This window comes from Saccharospirillum alexandrii (assembly GCF_004000275.1).
GTDB lineage: Bacteria > Pseudomonadota > Gammaproteobacteria > Pseudomonadales > Natronospirillaceae > Saccharospirillum > Saccharospirillum alexandrii.
In genome coordinates, this window is the sequence record NZ_RCIP01000003.1 from 186795 (window position 1) to 204503 (window position 17709).

At 57.3% G+C, this 17709-nt stretch carries 15 protein-coding genes; 8 read left to right on the top strand and 7 right to left on the bottom strand.

Annotation, left to right across the window (positions count from 1 at the left end; genetic code table 11):
* Positions 1-65: 65 nt before the first annotated feature.
* Positions 66-920 carry a DMT family transporter gene (locus EP166_RS14510; protein ID WP_246026320.1) on the top strand — a complete coding sequence of 285 codons (855 nt, stop codon included), beginning with the start codon at positions 66-68 and terminating at the stop codon, positions 918-920.
* Between the two features lie 66 nt (positions 921-986).
* Here EP166_RS14510 and EP166_RS14515 read toward each other — a convergent pair whose 3' ends face one another.
* The 5 genes from EP166_RS14515 to EP166_RS14535 form a co-directional block, all read right to left on the bottom strand.
* On the bottom strand, positions 987-2312 hold the full coding sequence (locus EP166_RS14515; protein ID WP_127558333.1) for an HlyD family type I secretion periplasmic adaptor subunit: 1326 nt from the start codon (positions 2310-2312) through the stop codon (positions 987-989).
* On the bottom strand, positions 2309-4069 hold the full coding sequence (locus EP166_RS14520; protein WP_127558335.1) for a type I secretion system permease/ATPase: 1761 nt from the start codon (positions 4067-4069) through the stop codon (positions 2309-2311). The genes EP166_RS14515 and EP166_RS14520 overlap by 4 nt, the downstream gene beginning before the upstream one ends.
* Complete coding sequence (locus EP166_RS14525) at positions 4066-5967, bottom strand: choice-of-anchor tandem repeat GloVer-containing protein (RefSeq protein ID WP_127558337.1); 1902 nt, start codon at positions 5965-5967, stop codon at positions 4066-4068. Before EP166_RS14525 ends, EP166_RS14520 begins: the two co-directional genes overlap by 4 nt.
* A gap of 52 nt (positions 5968-6019) precedes the next feature.
* Complete coding sequence (locus tag EP166_RS14530) at positions 6020-6922, bottom strand: hypothetical protein (RefSeq protein ID WP_127558339.1); 903 nt, start codon at positions 6920-6922, stop codon at positions 6020-6022.
* A gap of 118 nt (positions 6923-7040) precedes the next feature.
* Positions 7041-9848, bottom strand: coding sequence for a TonB-dependent receptor (locus EP166_RS14535; protein ID WP_127558341.1), 2808 nt, complete (start codon positions 9846-9848; stop codon positions 7041-7043).
* Positions 9849-10011: 163 nt separating this feature from the next.
* On the opposite strand from EP166_RS14535, the gene EP166_RS14540 reads away from it, so the two are divergent.
* The 7 genes from EP166_RS14540 to EP166_RS14570 all read left to right on the top strand — a co-directional run bounded on the left by EP166_RS14540 (position 10012) and on the right by EP166_RS14570 (position 16228).
* The gene (locus EP166_RS14540) at positions 10012-10545 is read left to right on the top strand and encodes an RNA polymerase sigma factor (protein ID WP_127558343.1); all 534 of its coding nucleotides are present in this window, start codon (positions 10012-10014) and stop codon (positions 10543-10545) included.
* Between the two features lie 73 nt (positions 10546-10618).
* Positions 10619-11572, top strand: coding sequence for a FecR family protein (locus tag EP166_RS14545; RefSeq protein WP_164743954.1), 954 nt, complete (start codon positions 10619-10621; stop codon positions 11570-11572).
* Between the two features lie 321 nt (positions 11573-11893).
* Entirely contained in the window at positions 11894-12313 is a 420-nt protein-coding gene (locus EP166_RS14550; protein WP_127558347.1) for a hypothetical protein, read from the top strand.
* 27 nt (positions 12314-12340) lie between these two features.
* The gene (locus EP166_RS14555; protein WP_127558349.1) at positions 12341-13549 is read left to right on the top strand and encodes a sensor histidine kinase; all 1209 of its coding nucleotides are present in this window, start codon (positions 12341-12343) and stop codon (positions 13547-13549) included.
* Complete coding sequence (locus tag EP166_RS14560) at positions 13539-13991, top strand: response regulator (protein ID WP_127558351.1); 453 nt, start codon at positions 13539-13541, stop codon at positions 13989-13991. Before EP166_RS14555 ends, EP166_RS14560 begins: the two co-directional genes overlap by 11 nt.
* The gene (locus EP166_RS14565; protein WP_127558353.1) at positions 13988-15709 is read left to right on the top strand and encodes a GGDEF domain-containing response regulator; all 1722 of its coding nucleotides are present in this window, start codon (positions 13988-13990) and stop codon (positions 15707-15709) included. The genes EP166_RS14560 and EP166_RS14565 overlap by 4 nt, the downstream gene beginning before the upstream one ends.
* Before the next feature lie 57 nt (positions 15710-15766).
* Positions 15767-16228, top strand: coding sequence for a hypothetical protein (locus EP166_RS14570; RefSeq protein ID WP_127558355.1), 462 nt, complete (start codon positions 15767-15769; stop codon positions 16226-16228).
* Between the two features lie 28 nt (positions 16229-16256).
* Here the strand turns inward: EP166_RS14570 and EP166_RS14575 are convergent, their stop codons facing one another.
* Both EP166_RS14575 and EP166_RS14580 read right to left on the bottom strand, forming a co-directional pair.
* Complete coding sequence (locus tag EP166_RS14575; protein WP_127558357.1) at positions 16257-16940, bottom strand: YjjG family noncanonical pyrimidine nucleotidase; 684 nt, start codon at positions 16938-16940, stop codon at positions 16257-16259.
* Between the two features lie 23 nt (positions 16941-16963).
* The gene (locus EP166_RS14580; protein WP_127558359.1) at positions 16964-17707 is read right to left on the bottom strand and encodes a siderophore-interacting protein; all 744 of its coding nucleotides are present in this window, start codon (positions 17705-17707) and stop codon (positions 16964-16966) included.
* Positions 17708-17709: the final 2 nt, after the last annotated feature.

Consider the following 17709-nt stretch of genomic DNA (forward strand, 5'->3'; position numbering starts at 1 on the left):
ACTCCCTTTTAACTGCTAACAGGCCCCATTCACCAAAGACCTGGCTTGTTCCCCTGTTGAGCCTTGTGGCCGGTGGGTCACTGCTGGGGCTCTCCACCAACCTGGCCAAACTCGCCGGTGAGACGCAGCTATCGTCGCTGGCATTTTTGTTCTGGTCGGTCGCAGGCGCCGCGCTCTTACTGCTGCTGTTTGCGGCAGTGCGGCGGGAAATACCGCCGGTTAACCGCCGCACCGTCGAATATTACGCCGTATCCGCATTTGCCGGTGTGGCGGGCGCCAATCTGCTGTTCTTTTCCGCCATTCCTCATGTAGGAGCCGGCTTTGTCGCCCTGACGATAACGCTGCCGCCGTTGCTGACGTATGTCGGTGCGCTCGTGCTTCGCATGGAACGGTTCCAGACACTTCGGGCCCTGGGTGTAACCACTGCGCTGGCTGGAACCGTCGTTCTGGCGGCGCGCAAACTCTCTGCACCCGATGCGGATCAGTTCTGGATTCTGCTGACGCTGGTTGGTCCAGTGTTACTAGCCATCGGCAACCTGTATCGAACCCTGCGCTGGCCTGCGGGGGTATCTGGCAGTGCGCTGGCGCCGGGCATGTTAATCGCGGCTGCCACCCTGCTGTTTCTGGTGGGGTTTTTACCGGACGTTTCATTAGCCGTGTCTTATGAAAGCAACCTGCCTTTTATCCTGATTGCGATTCAGGCCTTTGTTTTTGCCGGCCAGTTCTGGTTGCTGTTTCTGCTGCAGAAAACCGGGGGCCCGGTGTTGTTGAGCCTGCTTGGCTCCGTTGGTGCCATGGTGGGCGTACCGGTCGCGGTACTCTTGCAGGGTGAGGCGCCGCCTGACGGCTTGCTAGCGGGTATCGTGCTGATTGGTAGCGGTATTACTCTGCTCAACCTAAACAAAATAAAAGCCCGCTAACCCGGTTTCGACAGTAACTCTTCAGCACAGAAATCGAGTTGCCGGGGTAGTCATCAGGTAATTCGGTTATTCCTCGGTCAGGGCCGCGTGCATCCGGTCGCGAATGGGTTTGAACAAATAGGCCATCAGGCTACGCTCGCCTGTTTTAATAAACACCTCCACCGGCATTCCCGGGCGAATGTCGTGTTGTTCCAGCAACGCCATCCCTTCCCGGGTCACCTTCGCTTGCACCCGGTAATAGGGCAGGCCGGATTGGCTGTCCATCAGCCGGTCGGCCGAGACCGTTTCAACCACGGCCGGGATACGGGGTGTGGTGCTGCGATGAAAGGCGGAGAAGATCAGGCTGACTGGCAGGCCGGGTTGAACACTGTCGACCTGGTCGACTGGTAAACGTACCTCTATATTCAGAGGTAGGTTGCTGGGCACGATGTCCAAAACGTGGGTATTGGCGGCAATAAAGCCGCCCTCGGTATGCACTTGCTGGTTCACGACCGTGCCGGAAACCGGGGCTTGCAGCCGGGCGTTTTGCAACTCGTATCGCGCCATATCGATCTGGTGTTCCAGCGTCTGCACAGTTAACTCGACTTCAGCCAGTTCACTGAGCGTTGCCTGACGATAGTCATCTATCTGGGCTTGTTTGCGCAGACGGGCCTCGGCTATCTGACGCTGCAGGCGTGTCTGCAATGCTCTGTCTTCGGCGATGCTGCCCTGAACCTGGGCAAGCAGTCGCTCCATTTCCAGTACCTGGGTTTGGGTCGCAAAGCGGTCATCGCTGAGGCGACGCAGGCTGTCCAGCTGGGCATTGATGGTGCGACGCTGCTCAAGCTTGCTGGCCAGGGCAATGGTCATATCGCGCTGTTGTTGTTGATCACCGGCGATGGCTTCGTCCAGTGCTGCCAGGGTGCTGCGTTGTGCACCAAGTCGCGCCTGCAACACCCGCTGCTGGGCCACGAAAGCGTCCTGCAGGATGGGCGACACAGGCTGCAACCCAGCTTCGGGAAGCGTCGCCAGACCCTCCCGTTCCGCCTGCAACCGCACCCGCCTGGCGAGTGCGGAGGCATGTTGGGCCTGAATGGCTTCTAACCGGGCCAGGCTTTGCACCTCGTTCATCTCAAGCAACACCTCGCCCGCCTTTACCTGCTGGCCTTCGCCGACGTGAATGCGCGATACCTGGCCACCGCTAAGCTGCACCACGGATTTACTGTTGCCTGCGACGACCACGGTGCCCGACACCGGGACACCCTTATCGAGCGGTGCCAGTGCCGCCCAGAGCAGAAAGCCGACCAGACCCACCAGCAGTACCAGCCACCCGGCCAGTAGCATGGGCCGTGCGTCCACCGCTAACCGGACCTCTGGTTCCATGGGTGCACTGTCGGTCGTGGCCAGGGTCATGGCGTGCCACCCTGAGACACATCGCCGGGGGCATTCGGCTCGTCAGCCGGCACCTTGCGCGGCACTGTCGACAGGGGTGACTGACGGACGAGTCGGCCCGTCACGGCTTTAACGGTACCGAAATCCTGCATGCGGCCCTGGCCAACCACCATCAGATGACTGACCAGCGACACCAGCTCGCGCCTGTGGCTAACCACCACAATGGTACAACCGCGTTCGCGCTCGGCTTCGATGGCCTGGCGCAAGGCCCGCGTGCCTTCCTCATCCAGACTGGCATCGGGCTCGTCGAGCACTAACAGAGCCGGCGCGTCATAGAGTGCCCGGGCCAGCCCCAGACGCTGCTTTTGCCCCTGAGACAAACCGCGCCCGCCCTCGCCCAGATGCGTATCGTAACCCTGGCTTAGGCGTAAAATGGTGTCGTGAACTCCCGCCAGGCGAGCGGCCGCAACAACTTTGTCGGCCTCTGCCTCACCAAAGCGTGCGATGTTGTCGCTGACGCTGCCGGCAAACAGTTCCACCGTTTGCGGCAAATAACCAATGGCCGGTCCGACTTCCGACTTGTTCCAGCGATGCAGGTCGGCCCCGTCGAGCCGAACCGAGCCGGACATTGGCGGCCAGACGCCGACCATTAACCGCACCAGAGTGGATTTACCCGAGCCCGAAGGCCCGATCAGCCCCAATACCGACCCCGGTTCAATGCGCGCCGTAACACCGCCGAGAATCACCGAGCGGGTGCCGGGAATGGCCGCGTTGACGCGCTCCAGTGTCAGCACCCCGGTCGGGCGTGGCAGCGACATGGGCGCCACTTGTTCAGAGTTGGTTCGCAACAGGTCATCCAGCCGCTGCCAGGCCTGGCGGGTATCGCCCCACTGACGCCAACCGCCGATCAGCGCTTCGATCGGAGCCAGGGTCCGGCTCATCAGAATCGAAGCCGCGATCATCATGCCGGCGGTGATGCTACCGTCAACCACCAGCAAGGCGGCCAACCCCAGCATCAGGGATTGCAGCGCCAGGCGCACGCCCCGGGTCAGTGAGCTGACGGCCGCACTGCGCGAACTGGCCAGACTCTGCTGGTAGAGAAACCGGTGCTGAATGGCCAGCCAGCGGCGTTGCAAACCTTCGAGCATGCCCATGGCGTCGATCACCTCGGCATTGCGCAAACTGCTGCCGGCCAACCCGCTCGACTGAATCGACAACTCACCCGCCGCCGCCAGCGGCCTGGCTGCCAGGCGTTCATTCAGGAAGGTCAGGCCAATCAGCACCAACGCTCCGCCCAGGGCAAAAACGCCAAGCGTGGTATCGAACAGAAAGATGCACAGCAAATAGATTGGAAACCAGGGTGCATCAAGAAAGGCGAAGAAGGCCGGGCCGGCAATGAATTGACGCAACACCGTCAGGTCACGCATCGCCTGGCCGGCATTAACATCGCCCCGCAGCCGATTGGCGGCAAAGGTGGCACTGTAAATACGCTGGTTCAGGCTCATGTCGAAGCGGTTACTCAAACGAATCATCACCAGGCTGCGCAGCCAGTCTATGGCCGCCATCAATGCGAACAACCCGATCACCAGCAGCGTCAGCATGAACAGGGTGGCTTCGTTGTGCGAGGTCAACACCCGGTCGTAGACCTGCAGCATGTAGATCGCCGGTGCCAGCAACAACAGGTTTATGGCGGCACTGAAGACGCCAACGCTCACCAAGGTGGCGCGTTGACGACGAAGAACGGCCGCAATGTCACCCTGCCAGAGCCCGGTTTTCATGCCTGGCCGGTCCGGCGTCGCCCCAGTAACAGCAGACCGAGTGGCAACAGCAGCCAGGGGCCAAACGCGCCACTGTTGCTGGCACTCACCGGGTTGGCGACCGCGACCGAAACGTGCAGCGGCGTTGCCGACTGCTCATCGCCGATCAGGCCAGTGCAGGTCAGCTCATAGGTATGCTCGCCCGGGTCGGGCTGGAAGCTGTGTGAACCACTGTTAACCTCACTGCCGCTGATGGTGCCCCAACTGGCCTCACAACTGGCGGCGTTTTCGGTTTGCCATTCGATCGTCAGTGTATCGCCCTGGGTCAGGCTACTGGCATCGGCGGTAAAGGAGACGATGTCGAGCGGCCCAGCGGCTTGGGTTGCTCTGACGCGCAGTGTTCTTTCACTTTGGGCGACGCCGTTATCACAAGTCAGCCGGTATTCATGCGTACCCGCATCGTTGACAAAGATCGTCGCTGAACCCTGCTCCAGATCGTTGATGGCCGGTACCCAGTCACCGTTGGCGGTACAGGTAACATCGCTCAGTGTGCCGGACGGGTTGGTGACGTCCCAGTTCAGGGTCACTTCCGTGGTACTGCCCTCCCAGTCCAGTTCGGGGGTTTCCGTCCAGAAGGCTTGGATAACCGGTGCCGCCAGGCTGGTGTCCGGGTCGGCCCTGAAGATCAGATTTCCGCTGCCACCGTTAGATACGCCATATAGATCACCGTCCCAGCCTGCCACCATCTGCCCTGGGGTATACCCGGCAGCATCATCGGACTTAAAGGAATACAGGGTTGTTAAGGATTCGGTGTCTGGTTCATACCGGTAAAGGGTACCCTGATTGTCTGAACCGCCGCGAAGGGTAATGCCATACAGGCTTCTATCCACGCCTAACACCAGCGAACGCGGTATGCTTCCCATCGGAGCAGAGTCATTCGCAAACTGCACCGCCCGAGCCCAGGTCGGGGACTCTAGGGACAAGTCCAACTCATTCAGCATGCCATCCCCAGTGCCGAATGCCGGATTACCCGTGGTGGGGTAATAAAGATGATCGTCCAGGAAAACCAGGCCCTCGAACACAGTAATGGTGAAACCGAAGTCCTCAATCAATTGCGCAGTGCGCAGGACGGTGAACTCGTTATCGCTGGCAAGGTCGATTTTGAAGATCGTTCCAAAATAATAGGTTTTGCTGCCGAAATCATCGCCGGTTCCGCCAGCGCGGGTCATGCCAAAAAGGGTTTGACCATCAGCAGACATATAAAGGCCTTTCGGCTCATACCCATCGGGAACGGCCGACTCGTCGTCTACGTCCTCTTCGGAAACAAATGCTTTAACGACGGTCAGATCGCCCTCGGGCGTCAGGCGAAAAATTTTCGTGCCCGCATGCTCAGCGGCGTCATGTTTTGCCTCGCTGATGAAATAGAGGTTATCGTCTGCATCAAACACCATGTTGCCAACCGGACACACCGGTAAGCCCCGGGGTGTGGTGATGTCTTTTATGCGTTCTTCCGGGTCTGTTGCCCAGGGCGTGTACTGAATAATGGCGCCCCAGTGTGTTTCTGCAATATCACTGGTTTGAGGGTATAAGGTGTAGCTCGGGCATCCATGATGCCGGCCAACATAGAGTTGCCCACGGCTGTTCACGGCCAGCGGTGTTGTGTCTGGTTTGCTATCGATGCTGTTAAAGGAGAAAACGGTTTCTTCGATTTGCAAATTCGAACCGTCTGTATTAGCCGACCATAAACCAATTGCTTGATCAGTACTGACTGTTCCATAGAGACGACCGTCAAACCCATAGATGGGATCGGAAAGATGGCCTTCTTCCAGAGACAGTATCGACTCGATCGTTGGTGCCGCGTATACGTTCAGGCTGGCTAAAGCTGTTAAAAGGCTGATGGCCCACTTTCTATTACACATACAAAACCCTCTTAAAAAGACTGCCTCGAAAGGCAGTCTTTTAGTCCCTGTGTCAAACGATGAAGTTGTCGGCAGTCAAACCTGAGGAAACACCGATAATTTCAACCGTATTCAGATCGATGCCAACGGAGTAATCCAAGTAGGCATTACCATTTAAATAAGTCACCTGAGAGACAGCGTCTGCACTGTCAGTCAAGGAATGACTTATATCGCTAAGGTCAATAACATCCCCACCGGAACCGATCTCGAAACCGTTGTGGACCACATCATCACCACCCCCCAGATTGAGGGTGTCCTGCCCATCGAATACATCGAAGGTTTCATTAGCCGATGTGCCTTCATGAACGATGTCGTTGGCGTTGAGAATAGCCTCCAGCACGCTGGTGCCGCCGGAGCCGCCCATACCGCCCATCAGGTCGTAGATCAGGTCGTGGGTTTCACCGCCGCCGCTTTCGAGAGCGTCGTAGGCACCGTCGGAATCGGTGTCGAGAAAGCCGCTGCTGATGGCCGTATCCAGACCGCTGATGGTGAACAGGTCTAAAGCCAGCGAGCCGGCGCTGTAACCACCGTCACCGAAGGTCAGCGACTCCATCTCGCCAGCCATGACATGCGATGGGCTGGTAAAGCCGGTGTACATAACGGCGGATTCGGTATAGGCATCGCCATTACCGTCTTCCAGCGTGACTTCACCCGCGTCCACAACGAAGCTGACGTTGTCGACCGTGGTTGAGGTATTGCTCATCTGTTCGCCAATCACCTGGGTGAAAAAGAACTCGTCGTTGTAGGTTGTCGAGCCAATGTCCAGATCGCCCGGACTGTTGTGAAAGCCCATGTCCGATGCATGGCCGGAACTGCTGTAGGAATCCTGGAAATACGCCATAAAGGCAGCCAGGCCTTCGTCGCCGTTGTGCGTGAAGTCAGCGAAATTGCTGTCGTAATTAATGGTTAAACTCATGATCCTTCTCCAGTGCATGGTTCGAGTTTATAAAAGAGTCTGCCGACTCGTATCCTGCCGTCCCGGGCTCGGCAGGTGTTTGGCTGGCGGAAGGTTCCACCGGCCAAATTCGTGGTATTCAAAAGGTCCATTGCAAATTGGCGGTCAGCGTTCGCCCGGGGGCGTAGGTTTTAACCACTCCGTCACCCATGGCCTGAATGTATTCGCGGTCGGTCACGTTTTTCAGGTGATAACCCAGGCGCAAACCGTTGTCCCATTCGTGACTGGCGTAATGATCGAGTGCGCAGTATTCCGCCAGGCCGATTTTCTGGCCGAAGTCACTCGTATCCTGATAGGCGTAGTCGCCGGTCTGGCTGGCGCAGGTCAGCACGACACCCAGGTCGGCACGGCGCTGAAAAAGACGCGTTCCCAGGGTGAGCCGACCCGTCCATTCCGGAACCGGTGGTGCATAGAGGTTTCCCGAAGCGGCACAAACGCCATCGGCTGTGTTGCCCTCGTAATGGCCCTGCGCATCCGGGCAGTAGGTCAGCGGGTCTTCGTCGTCGGGGCCGCCCAGGGGCCAGGCCGGAAACATCAGCACGCCCGATTGGTCGTGATAGTCCGGGTCGGCCCCTTGTTCGGTATGGGTGACGTTCAGGCCGCCATAAAAACGCTGATATTTAACGTCGATCTGCAATTCCTGACCCTGGAAGACCCGGTCGTTGATGGCGTTCGCATAGGCCGAGGGAGAACTCAGCGACGGGTGCGACACATCGCCCGGTGTCGAAATGAACATCATCTGGTCGATGTAGTTTTCCGTACGGTTGTAGAACTGGTTCAGCTTAAGATTGAAACGGCTTTCATCGCCGTCGAGGCTGGCATTAAAGCCAGCCTCCCAGCTGTACGTTTTTTCCGGTTCCAGTTGCCAGTTGGGCAGGGTTCTGACCGGCGGGTTGTGAAACGGCACAGCGCTAGAGGTCAGGGTTTCGGTGATCTGGGGTGGGCGCCAGGAAAGCCCGGTGTTGGCAAACACCTGCACCCAGGCGGCATTGGTATCGACCACCGCGTAAGCAGCACCGAGCGAGGGCAACCAGGCGGCATCGTTGCGGTCGACGTCGATTTCCTGGAACCGCCACAGCGGTTTGCCATAGGTGGGGGAATCGGGGCGATCATCGGTCTCGTTAAAGCCAGTTTCACCCCTCAGCCGATAGGTTTCCCAGCGTATCGCCGGGCTGAGCGTCAGCCGCCGATATTCCCAGTCGGCCGCCAGCCAGGTACCTGTGAGCAACCGCTGGCCATGGGGGGTGCCGTCGGCCAGGGCATCGGATTGCTCTGCGGTCAGGTCGTAAGAGTCGACATCGGGGCGATTTTCATCGACAAAGGCTTCAACCCCGTAATCGACATCGAACCAGTGCTCGCCAACTTCCAATACCGAACGGTTCTTCAGCAGCCCACCCAGCGTATCGGTGCGAGTGATCAGGCTGTATTGGTTCAGGTTGGATGAACTGACATTGCGGGTATTGACGTGGTACAGCTTGGCCGCCAGATCGATGGCAGCGCCACCCGGTGCATAGTTGGCGTCAATGGCGTAACTCTGAGTCGTGGTGTGGTTCGTGTTGCTTACCGGGTAGAGCGCTTCATCGTCGGTTGAAACCGGTGTCTGGCACAGCTCGTGTTCGGCCCAGTAATCGTTGATGGGTGGATCGCAATACTGATCGTAGTAGCCGGCCACTTCGAGCTGTGAGGTGTTGATCGTCTGGCTTTCGCCGTACTCCATGTCCGCTCCCAGGGCGGTCAGTTTCAGGCTTAGGGCATCGCCAACGAACCAGTTGCCGCTGGCCAGCCAGGACGCCATGGCCTGGCCGGACGCGTTGACGATGTTCGTCGAGGTGTCCGCGTAAACGTCACCCGACTGGCCCCAGTACACCGCCTGACCGCTTTGCCCCGGACGATAAGCGTCGCTGTCCTTCAGGCTGTAGCCGAGCAGAAGATCGGTATTCGACGTCGGTTGTGTAGCCAGCATCAGGGAACCGGACAGGTTCTGCCCGTTGGCCCACTCACCCAAACCACTGGACGCTCGCAACCGCCCACCAAACCGTGCGCCATCTTGCAGCACGTCAGTCGCTTCCAGCGTGCTGAAGGTGGCGACACCGCCGGTGACACCCGCCCCACCCGCGCCGGCATGAGCGCCTTTTTCAACCTGAACCTCACTCAAAAACTCGGTGTCGAAAAACATTTCACCATTGCGCTGGCCGTGGCCGCTGCGCTGGTAGTTCTGGCGCATGCCATCGATGTTCATGTTGACCCGGCCAAAGTCCTTCAGGCCGCGAATGTTGACCGACACACTGGGGTTCTGCTCGTTGGTGGCGGTCTGCACGCCCGCTGTCGCCTGCAGGATTTCGCTGGCGTGGCGCGCGCCAGTACGATCGATGGCCTCACGATCGACAACCGCGGTGCCCGCCGCTTCGTCATAAATGCGAACCCGGCCGTCCAGCGTGCCCAGAACGGTAAAGGCCGGCATCAGGTGAACGCTGCTCATACCGGCCCACTCTGTCGGGGGCGGTTCGGGCAGAGGCACCAGAATGACCGTGTCGTCCGTGCCTCCGGGCTCAAACGTCAACCCGGTGCCCTCAAGCAACTGCTCAAGCGCCAATGCGGCAGGCAGATCGCCTATGACCGGCGACGACTCACGCCCCTGAGCCAGTGCAGCGCTGTAGCCAATTTGCCAGCCGGTCGTCGTGGCGAAATTGTCCAGACTGGCTGCCAGTGGGCCGGCGGCGAAGTCAAAGGCGAATGTCTCTTCTGGACCGGAAGTGGCGATGTTTTCAGCCCTGGCAAGACCAGGGATCAATGCGCAGAAGCACACCAGCCAGATGGCGGCTTTCGGCCACTGCAGCCGACGAGTTTCAGACGGGAAAGGCTTCGATAAGTGGGAAGTGGACAGCAATTCCTGATACCCTGTATAGATGAGAATGGTTATTATTAATAAAGACGCATGAGGTCACACTTTCCGTACACTTTTTTCCGGTTCCCGGTCATTTCATCGCCACCGGACCCGTACGAGACCGGCCCACGCTCACCGCATCGGCTTTCAATGGAATTAGAACGACATGTCTGACCGCCCCCACACGCAATTCGACGCGGTATTCATCGCCCAACGGTCTGTGCTATTGAATAAGCTGGTTCGTATCGTGAGTAACAAAGCGGTGGCGGAGGAACTGGCGCAGGAGACGTATGTGCGGGTTCGCCAGTCACTGGATCAGGGCACTGAAATCAGCCATCTGCAGGGATTTCTGTTCCAGACCGGGCGTAACCTGGCTCTGGATTATTTGCGCCAGGTCAAACGCCAGGCCCCACCCAAGTTCTCAGGTGATGCACTCGAGCAAGACGATACGAACCCACCGATCAGCCTGGAGCCATCACCGGAAGACAGACTGAGCGACGAACAACGCCTTCACTCGCTGATAACGCTGCTCGAGACCCTGACGCCTCGCCAGCAGCAGGTGTTTACGTTAAATCGCGTCCAGGGTTGGAGCCACGCCCGCATTGCCCGGCAACTGGGCGTATCGGAAAGTACGGTGCAAAAGGAGGTCAAACGGGTGATGACCTATTGCATCAGACAGTTGGCGAGGGGAGAAAATTGACGCTTTTTTCGCGCGGGTTCGTCTTACTCTGTAAGCAACCTTTGTTAATACTCTTGACCGAATGAGACTGGCCGTGACCTCAACCACCAACACTACTCGCCCGTCCCGTGCCGACGTTCTGGATGAGGCTATCGACTGGCTGGCCCTACACCAGGGCGGGCGGCCAAGCCGAGCCCAGCATGCCGCCTTTCTTTTTTGGCTTAATGCCGACACCAGGCATCGTGAAGCCTATGAACGGGCGAAAGGGCTCTGGCTGCAACCTGAGGTCACGCTGGCCGCCAAAGCACTGGGCGACAACATCGGAAAGGTGAGTCAACCCCGCGGCTGGCGGCGCCTAAGCCTGGGCGCTGTCGCCATGGTCATGATAACGCTCGGGCTGATGACACAACTGACTAACCAGGGGTCGATCAGTACCGCTGTGGGTGAACACCAGCACGTCGCCCTGAGTGACGGTTCTGCCATTACGCTGAATACGGATTCCAAACTGGTGACCCGTCTGAACGAGACCCGACGTGAGGTGGAGCTGTTGAAAGGGGAAGCGTTTTTTGATGTGGCAACCGACCCTGACCACCCCTTTTCCGTCGTCAGTGGCGATATCAGAATTCAAGTAATCGGCACTGAGTTTTCAGTGCACCGCCAGGGCAACCAGCTTCGGGTCAGTGTTCGTGAAGGCCTTGTTGAGGTATCCCGGGAAGGTCAGGCAACCGAGCGCCTTAACGCCGGGGACAGGGCGATCGCCTCCAAGGATACAGTGCGGGTCACCCGGGGTGGCGCACTATCCGGCGACTTCGCTTGGCTCGAAAACCGGCTGATTTTTCATGACCAGCCACTCTCGACTGTTGTGGATGAAGTGGCCCGGTATCACCGTGGCCTCATTCTGTTGATGGCTAACGATGACCCGGGCGGTCGTGTCAGCGGTAATTTCTCATCGGACGACCCAATTCATGCTCTGGTGACACTGGCGCGGCTGAATGAGATCGATCTGGTTCGACTGACAGATTATCTGCTGATTCTCCGCCGCCACTAGCGCCTCTCTTACACCAGTTCCCGTTGACACCGGGAGAGTGAGCCGCCACTGCTGCACACCCGTGGTATCTGTCGCGATCACAAACACGAACTCAGTCCAATTCGCGAGCCTGACGATTCTTCCAGTTTAGTTGAGAACCCCGTCGCATCTGACCTCAAATGCCTAACTGATCTCGACCAGAGAACTGGTCGAGATCAGGCCTAGCGTCTACGCTGCTGGAACATCGGTTAAAGCCCTACTTGAGGTAATACCAGACTTGCCAGTCAAACACCAAGGATTGTCAGGTAACCGGTCGCCTAGAGTCGTCGACTTGGAGTACCCATGGAAACACTGTGGAACTATGTTACAGGACCCGATTTTATACCCCACGGCCATTGCTACTTTTGGCGATCGGATTTGCTGGCCTTGCATGCCGGTTCGGATGCCGTCATCGCCCTCGCCTATTTTTCCATACCGCTGGCCCTGGCCAAGCTGTGGTACGACCGGGCGGACCTCGGCTATCGATGGATCATCAAGTTGTTTGCCGCCTTTATCGTAGCCTGTGGTACCACCCACCTGGTGGGTATCTGGAACATCTGGAACGCCGACTACTATTTTCAGGGCATCGTTAAACTGATTACAGCCGGTATTTCTCTGGTAACCGCCATCCTGATCTGGCCACTGCTGCCTAAGGTGCTCGCGATTCCCAGCCCGGCCATGTTGACTGAACGCAATGAAGCCCTTAACGAAGAAATGCTCTAGCGCACCCATGCCGAACAACAATTACGATTGTTGTATGAATCACTTGAGCAGACCGTAGAAGAGCGCACACAGGAACTGCAACAGGCCAAGCGGGCATTGGAGTTGCAAATTCAAACCTCCGAGCAAGTCAAACAGCGCCTGCAAAGCATTTTCGAATCGGCCCCCAACGGGATGATTGTGGTCTCCAGGGACGGCACCATTTTGCAGGCCAACTCCATGGCTCACAGCATTTTTCACTACGACGTTGGCGAGTTGTCAGGCAAACGTGTAGAGCAATTGGTTCCCGCTGACATCCGCACACCCCACCAGGCCAACCGGGAGCAGTACATCAGTTCGCCGACCAAACGCATGATGGGCGATCGACGAGACCTGTCGGGCCTGTGTGCGGATGGCAAAACCGTACCGGTGGAAATTGGCCTTAACCCGGTTACTGGTAGCAGTGATGGCGAAGTCGTCGCGTCCGTTGTCGACGTGAGCGAGCGACGCAACTATGAACGGAAAATAGAACAGCGCAGTGAGGCACTGGAACGCTCTAACCGGGAACTGAAGGAGTTTGCCTTCATAGCCTCCCACGATTTGCGCGAGCCATTGCGCAAGATCATCTCCTTTTCCAAATTACTTCTCAGCAAGGACTACGGCAATTTCACGGGTGAGGGAGAAACCTTTGCCAGCTATGTTGTGGATGCCGCTGAACGGATGCGCGAATTGCTTGATAGCCTGCTTTCATACAGCCGCGTGACGTCTCACGGTGGCCAGTTCGTACTGACCGACCTCAATGAAGTGGTTCGGGAAGTGTTGTCCGACTTGCAGATGACGATTGAAGAAAGCCAGGCCCGAATAGAGGTTAACTCCCTGGATCACCTTACCATGGATCCAAGTCAGATCCGGCAACTGCTGCAGAACATTGTCTCCAATGCGCTTAAGTATCGCCGGCAAGAGCAGCCCCCGATCATCCGAATAGAAGGTGAGGCGATCAATGGTGACCAGTACCGGCTGACGATTGAAGACAACGGCATCGGTTTCGATAACCAGTATAACGAACAGGTCTTTGAAGTATTCAAACGCCTGCATGGCAGAGACAGTTACCCCGGCACAGGGATGGGGCTGGCTATTTGCCGAAAAATTGTAGACCGCCACCAGGGGGTGATACGGGCCGACAGCACACCAGGAAAAGGCACGCGTTTCGTTATTGAATTACCGGTCAATCCGCATATCGAGGCTGCCCATGATTTCTGATACCGAATTCCTGTTGCTGGTTGTTGATGATGACCCTGAGGATTTTTTACTGGTTAAAACTGCGGTTAAGCGAGCGCTGCTCCCCCTTTCGGTGAAGGGCTTGAGCAACGGTGATGCGCTGATGAGCTACCTGGCAGAACGCACCAGAGTTCCCGACCCGTTGGCACCGACCATGGTGATTCTACTCGATCTGAATATGCCCGGAAAAGATGGCCGGTCCTGCTTGCGCGACATAAAAGCGAACCCGTCTCTGGCGGATATTCCTGTCATCATTTTCTCGACCTCCGAGTCACCGGATGACATTCAGAAGAGTTATGAACTGAACGCAAATTCTTACATTTGCAAGCCAGACGATTTATCCAAGCTTGAAAGCATACTGTCTACGCTCTATCGCTATTGGTTTGGTCATTCACTATCGCCTTCGCAGGAACCCGCTCCATGAACAAGCCTATGATCAAGATTCTGGTAGTGGAAGATGACGCTGCAGATTTCATGCTGGTGAAACAGTCGCTGCTGAAAAGTGACCGGAACCAGTACAACGTTCAGCATATATCGGAGTACAACGCCGCCAGCGAGGCACTTTACCAGGATGACTGTGACCTCATTTTACTCGACTATTTTTTGGGCAGTCACTCCGGTCTGGAATTACTCCAGCAAGCTAAAACGCTGCAGTTTAAACGGCCGATCATTGTGATGACCGGGAGTAATTCCCCCGAGCTCGACGATATGCTGATGAAAGAAGGGGCGGCAGATTTCATACCCAAGGACGAGCTGTCTACGGCTTTGCTCGACCGCAGCATTCGCCATGCCATTGAACGCAAGGAAGCCGAGTTCAAAATTGCTGAACTGGTCCGCAAGGACCCTCTGACCGGCCTCGGTAACCGCTATATTTTTGAAGAACACATGGAACTGGCCATAGCCCGGGCGGCGCGCAAAAAACAGCATCTGGCGGTGATATTTCTCGATCTCGACCGGTTTAAGGACATTAACGACAGCCTGGGCCATCACGTTGGTGATCTGTTACTGACTTTGATGGGGGACCGGCTGCGCCGGGCCGTTCGCAAAAGTGACTTTGTGGCCCGCATCGGCGGCGATGAATTTACCGCGCTGATCGACAACATTGAGAACGTCGAAGAGGTTAATCACATTCTGGAAAAAATCTCCCGGGAGATGTGCCGCCCGGCTCCGGTCAGTAACACCACTCTGGACGTTACCGTTAGCATGGGGGTTGCCATTTTTCCCCACCATGGGCAAATGGCCATGGAGTTGATGCAAAAAGCCGATATGGCGTTGTATGAGTCTAAGGCCCAGGGCGCCGGAGGCTACCATATTTTCACCGACCGTTTGCAGGCTCGACTGATTCATGGCCTGGAAACCGAGAAAGAGCTGCGCCATGCCCTGCGGCTTCAGCAGTTCGAACTCTTCTATCAGCCACAGATCGACCTCGACACCGGCGCCATTTGCGGGCTGGAAGCTCTGATTCGCTGGAACCGCTCAGACGGACAAGTCATGTCGCCGATCGAGTTCATTCCCGTGGCGGTTCGCAGTGGCCTGATCGTACCCATCGGCTGCTGGGTGATTGAAGCCGCCTGCAAGCAGTTGCAGCTGTGGCGAGAGGCCGGACTGAACGTGCCTGTCTCGGTGAACGTATCACCGCGCCAATTGAAGTTTCATGGTTTTCTGAAGCAGCTGCTCAACTGCATAAAGCAATACCGGGTTCCACCCGGTATGCTTGAGCTAGAGCTCACCGAAGAAGCCCTGATCGAAAATGGACTGAACCAGGCAGCAATGCTGGGTGTCATTCGCAACACCGGTGTTGGTATTGCCATTGATGATTTTGGCACCGGGTATTCTTCAATGCGGTATTTGCGTGAATTTCCATTAGACCGTATTAAGATTGATAAAAGCTTTGTGTCAGAAGCGGGCATCACTGGCTTGCGTGAACCTGCTATTACCCAATCCATTCTGTCGCTTGCCCAGGGGCTCGGGTTAAGTGTGGTGGCCGAGGGCGTGGAGACGAATGAACAGAAACAACAGCTGCAATCTCAGGGTTGCCGGGTTTGCCAGGGGTACTTGTACTATCGACCGCTTAAACTGGCTGACCTGGAACCAGTCCTTCGACAAGCGGGTGGCATCAGCAGTAACGACAGGCATTCCTGACATGCAGCACTTTCGCCAGGCAACGTGGCAGGGCATAACAAGGGAGGGTCTAAAAAGATGAGTCCAGCCCGGAAGTCATTCATTCCGAGAACCATCCTGTTGCTGTCTGAAGATGAGACCGTTGTGCGCCATGTTGAGTCGGCGCTAGCTGCCTATTGCCTGAACCACCACATTGAATGCCACAAAGATATTCACAGCTTCCACCAGTCGCTGATCGGCTCATCCTTGCAACCCGCCTCGCCTAAACAGGTCGACCTGATCCTGATTGCCTATGTGGATGATCAGGAAAAAACCCACGAAACATTGGCAGACTTGCGGCTCCTGCCACGCTGGAAACTGGTGCCCTCGGTTATTTTTCTGGCCCGGGAAGACCCCGCCTTCAGCCGCATGCTGTATCACCTGGGGGCCAATACGGTGCTTAAGTTTCCCCTCCGGTTCGATGCCTTGCAGCAACTGATCAGCACGATGGATGCGTATTGGTTCAAGACCGTTACCCTTCCTGACAACGATGAAGAATGACCCCCCTACACCGGCAGGGTTAACCGGGTCAGTCCTCCAGTAACAAGCCCGGTAACAAACGAATATCGGTTAGGTGGAAGGTTGGTGGCTCGAGGTCTTCCGGCAGTTCCGGCGACAGCCAGGCCGTATCCCAGCCGAAGCGGCGGGCGCCGATGATGTCGGTCTCGTAGCGGTCGCCGACCATCAGCACCCGGGATTTTTGCGGGGATTGCATTGCCTGCTCCATGGCTTCAAAGATCGCGGCGGCGGGTTTGCTTGCCCCCACTTCTTCGGAGATCGTCAATACGGCTATGTGCTGGGCCAGACCACTGCGCTCCAGCCGCGAGCGTTGCACCCGGGTCAGCCCGTTGGTCAGAATACCGAGTTGGGCGTGAGTTGCCAGCCGGGTAACGACGCTCTCAGCCCCTTCCAGCAAATGCGACCTTTCCGCCAGAAAATCCAGAAAATGATCGGCCCATTCGGCCGGGTCCGCCGTGATGCCCATTTCGTCGAAAAACCGCTGAATACGCGTGACCTTGAGTTCGCCCGGCGCGATGGCACCGCGCTCCAGCTCCTGCCAGAGGTGCTTGTTGATGCCCCGGTACAAGCGCTGGTGGGTGTCGGTGTCTGCCACATTGTGGCTGGTCAGCAAGCGCCCCACCGCATGCTGTTCCGCTTTGCCAAAATCGAACAGGGTGTCGTCGGCATCAAAGACGATCCATTGATAGCGCATAAGTGTTCTCTCGAGTCAGTACTCTAGTCAGTTTGCTCCGCATCCTGGCGTTTTACCACCTTGTGCTGATCTTCACTGATGCCCATTTTCCAATAACTGGACACGTAGAGATGGCTCTTGGCAACTTGCTTGTCCTGTTTGAAAAAAGCCCGCAACGCTCGCATGCTTTGAAATTCGCAGGCGGCCCAGACAGCCGGCTGCCCTGGCAGCCAGTCGAGTTGCTTAACCCGGTTTAGCAGCACCTGGCCGTCCGGGTCGGGCTCGGGGTTAACCACCCAGACCAACTCCAGATTATCCGGTTTGTCCAGATCCTGGATGTCAGCGCGATCGAGCACTTCTATAACGGCATAGCCCCGGGCATCGGCCGGCAGTAGCCCGAGATTAACGCTGATCGCCGGCAGCGCTGTCATGTCGCCGACCAGCAGAAACCAGTCGGCTTGCTCGTTCACCAGTTTCTTAGGGCCCGGGCCTCCAATCAGAATCCGATCGCCCGGCTGGGTGTTCAGTGCCCACTGGGATGCCGGGCCCGCCGTATCGTGGATCACAAAATCGACATCGATTTCAGCCTCGCGGTGGTGGCGAACAGTGTAGGTACGCATCAGCGAGCGGGCTTCGCCCGGGGTCGGGAAAATCAGTTTGATGTAAGCGCTTGCCTGGTCGTCGGGAAACGATGCCATGCCCGCACCACCCAGGGTAACGCGGCGCATATGAGGGGTGACATCGCGGGTAGCCAGTACTTCCAGCTCGCGGGGTTCTGGTTTGGCCATGT

Bases quoted from the DNA above. Each gene is read 5' to 3' on its own strand.
- EP166_RS14515 (WP_127558333.1), bottom strand. From the start codon at position 2,312: ATGACCCTGGCCACGACCGACAGTGCACCCATGGAACCAGAGGTCCGG.
- EP166_RS14520 (WP_127558335.1), bottom strand. From the start codon at position 4,069: ATGAAAACCGGGCTCTGGCAGGGTGACATTGCGGCCGTTCTTCGTCGT.
- EP166_RS14525 (WP_127558337.1), bottom strand. From the start codon at position 5,967: ATGTGTAATAGAAAGTGGGCCATCAGCCTTTTAACAGCTTTAGCCAGC.
- EP166_RS14530 (WP_127558339.1), bottom strand. From the start codon at position 6,922: ATGAGTTTAACCATTAATTACGACAGCAATTTCGCTGACTTCACGCAC.
- EP166_RS14540 (WP_127558343.1), top strand. From the start codon at position 10,012: ATGTCTGACCGCCCCCACACGCAATTCGACGCGGTATTCATCGCCCAA.
- EP166_RS14550 (WP_127558347.1), top strand. From the start codon at position 11,894: ATGGAAACACTGTGGAACTATGTTACAGGACCCGATTTTATACCCCAC.
- EP166_RS14560 (WP_127558351.1), top strand. From the start codon at position 13,539: ATGATTTCTGATACCGAATTCCTGTTGCTGGTTGTTGATGATGACCCT.
- EP166_RS14565 (WP_127558353.1), top strand. From the start codon at position 13,988: ATGAACAAGCCTATGATCAAGATTCTGGTAGTGGAAGATGACGCTGCA.
- EP166_RS14570 (WP_127558355.1), top strand. From the start codon at position 15,767: ATGAGTCCAGCCCGGAAGTCATTCATTCCGAGAACCATCCTGTTGCTG.
- EP166_RS14575 (WP_127558357.1), bottom strand. From the start codon at position 16,940: ATGCGCTATCAATGGATCGTCTTTGATGCCGACGACACCCTGTTCGAT.
- EP166_RS14580 (WP_127558359.1), bottom strand. From the start codon at position 17,707: ATGGCCAAACCAGAACCCCGCGAGCTGGAAGTACTGGCTACCCGCGAT.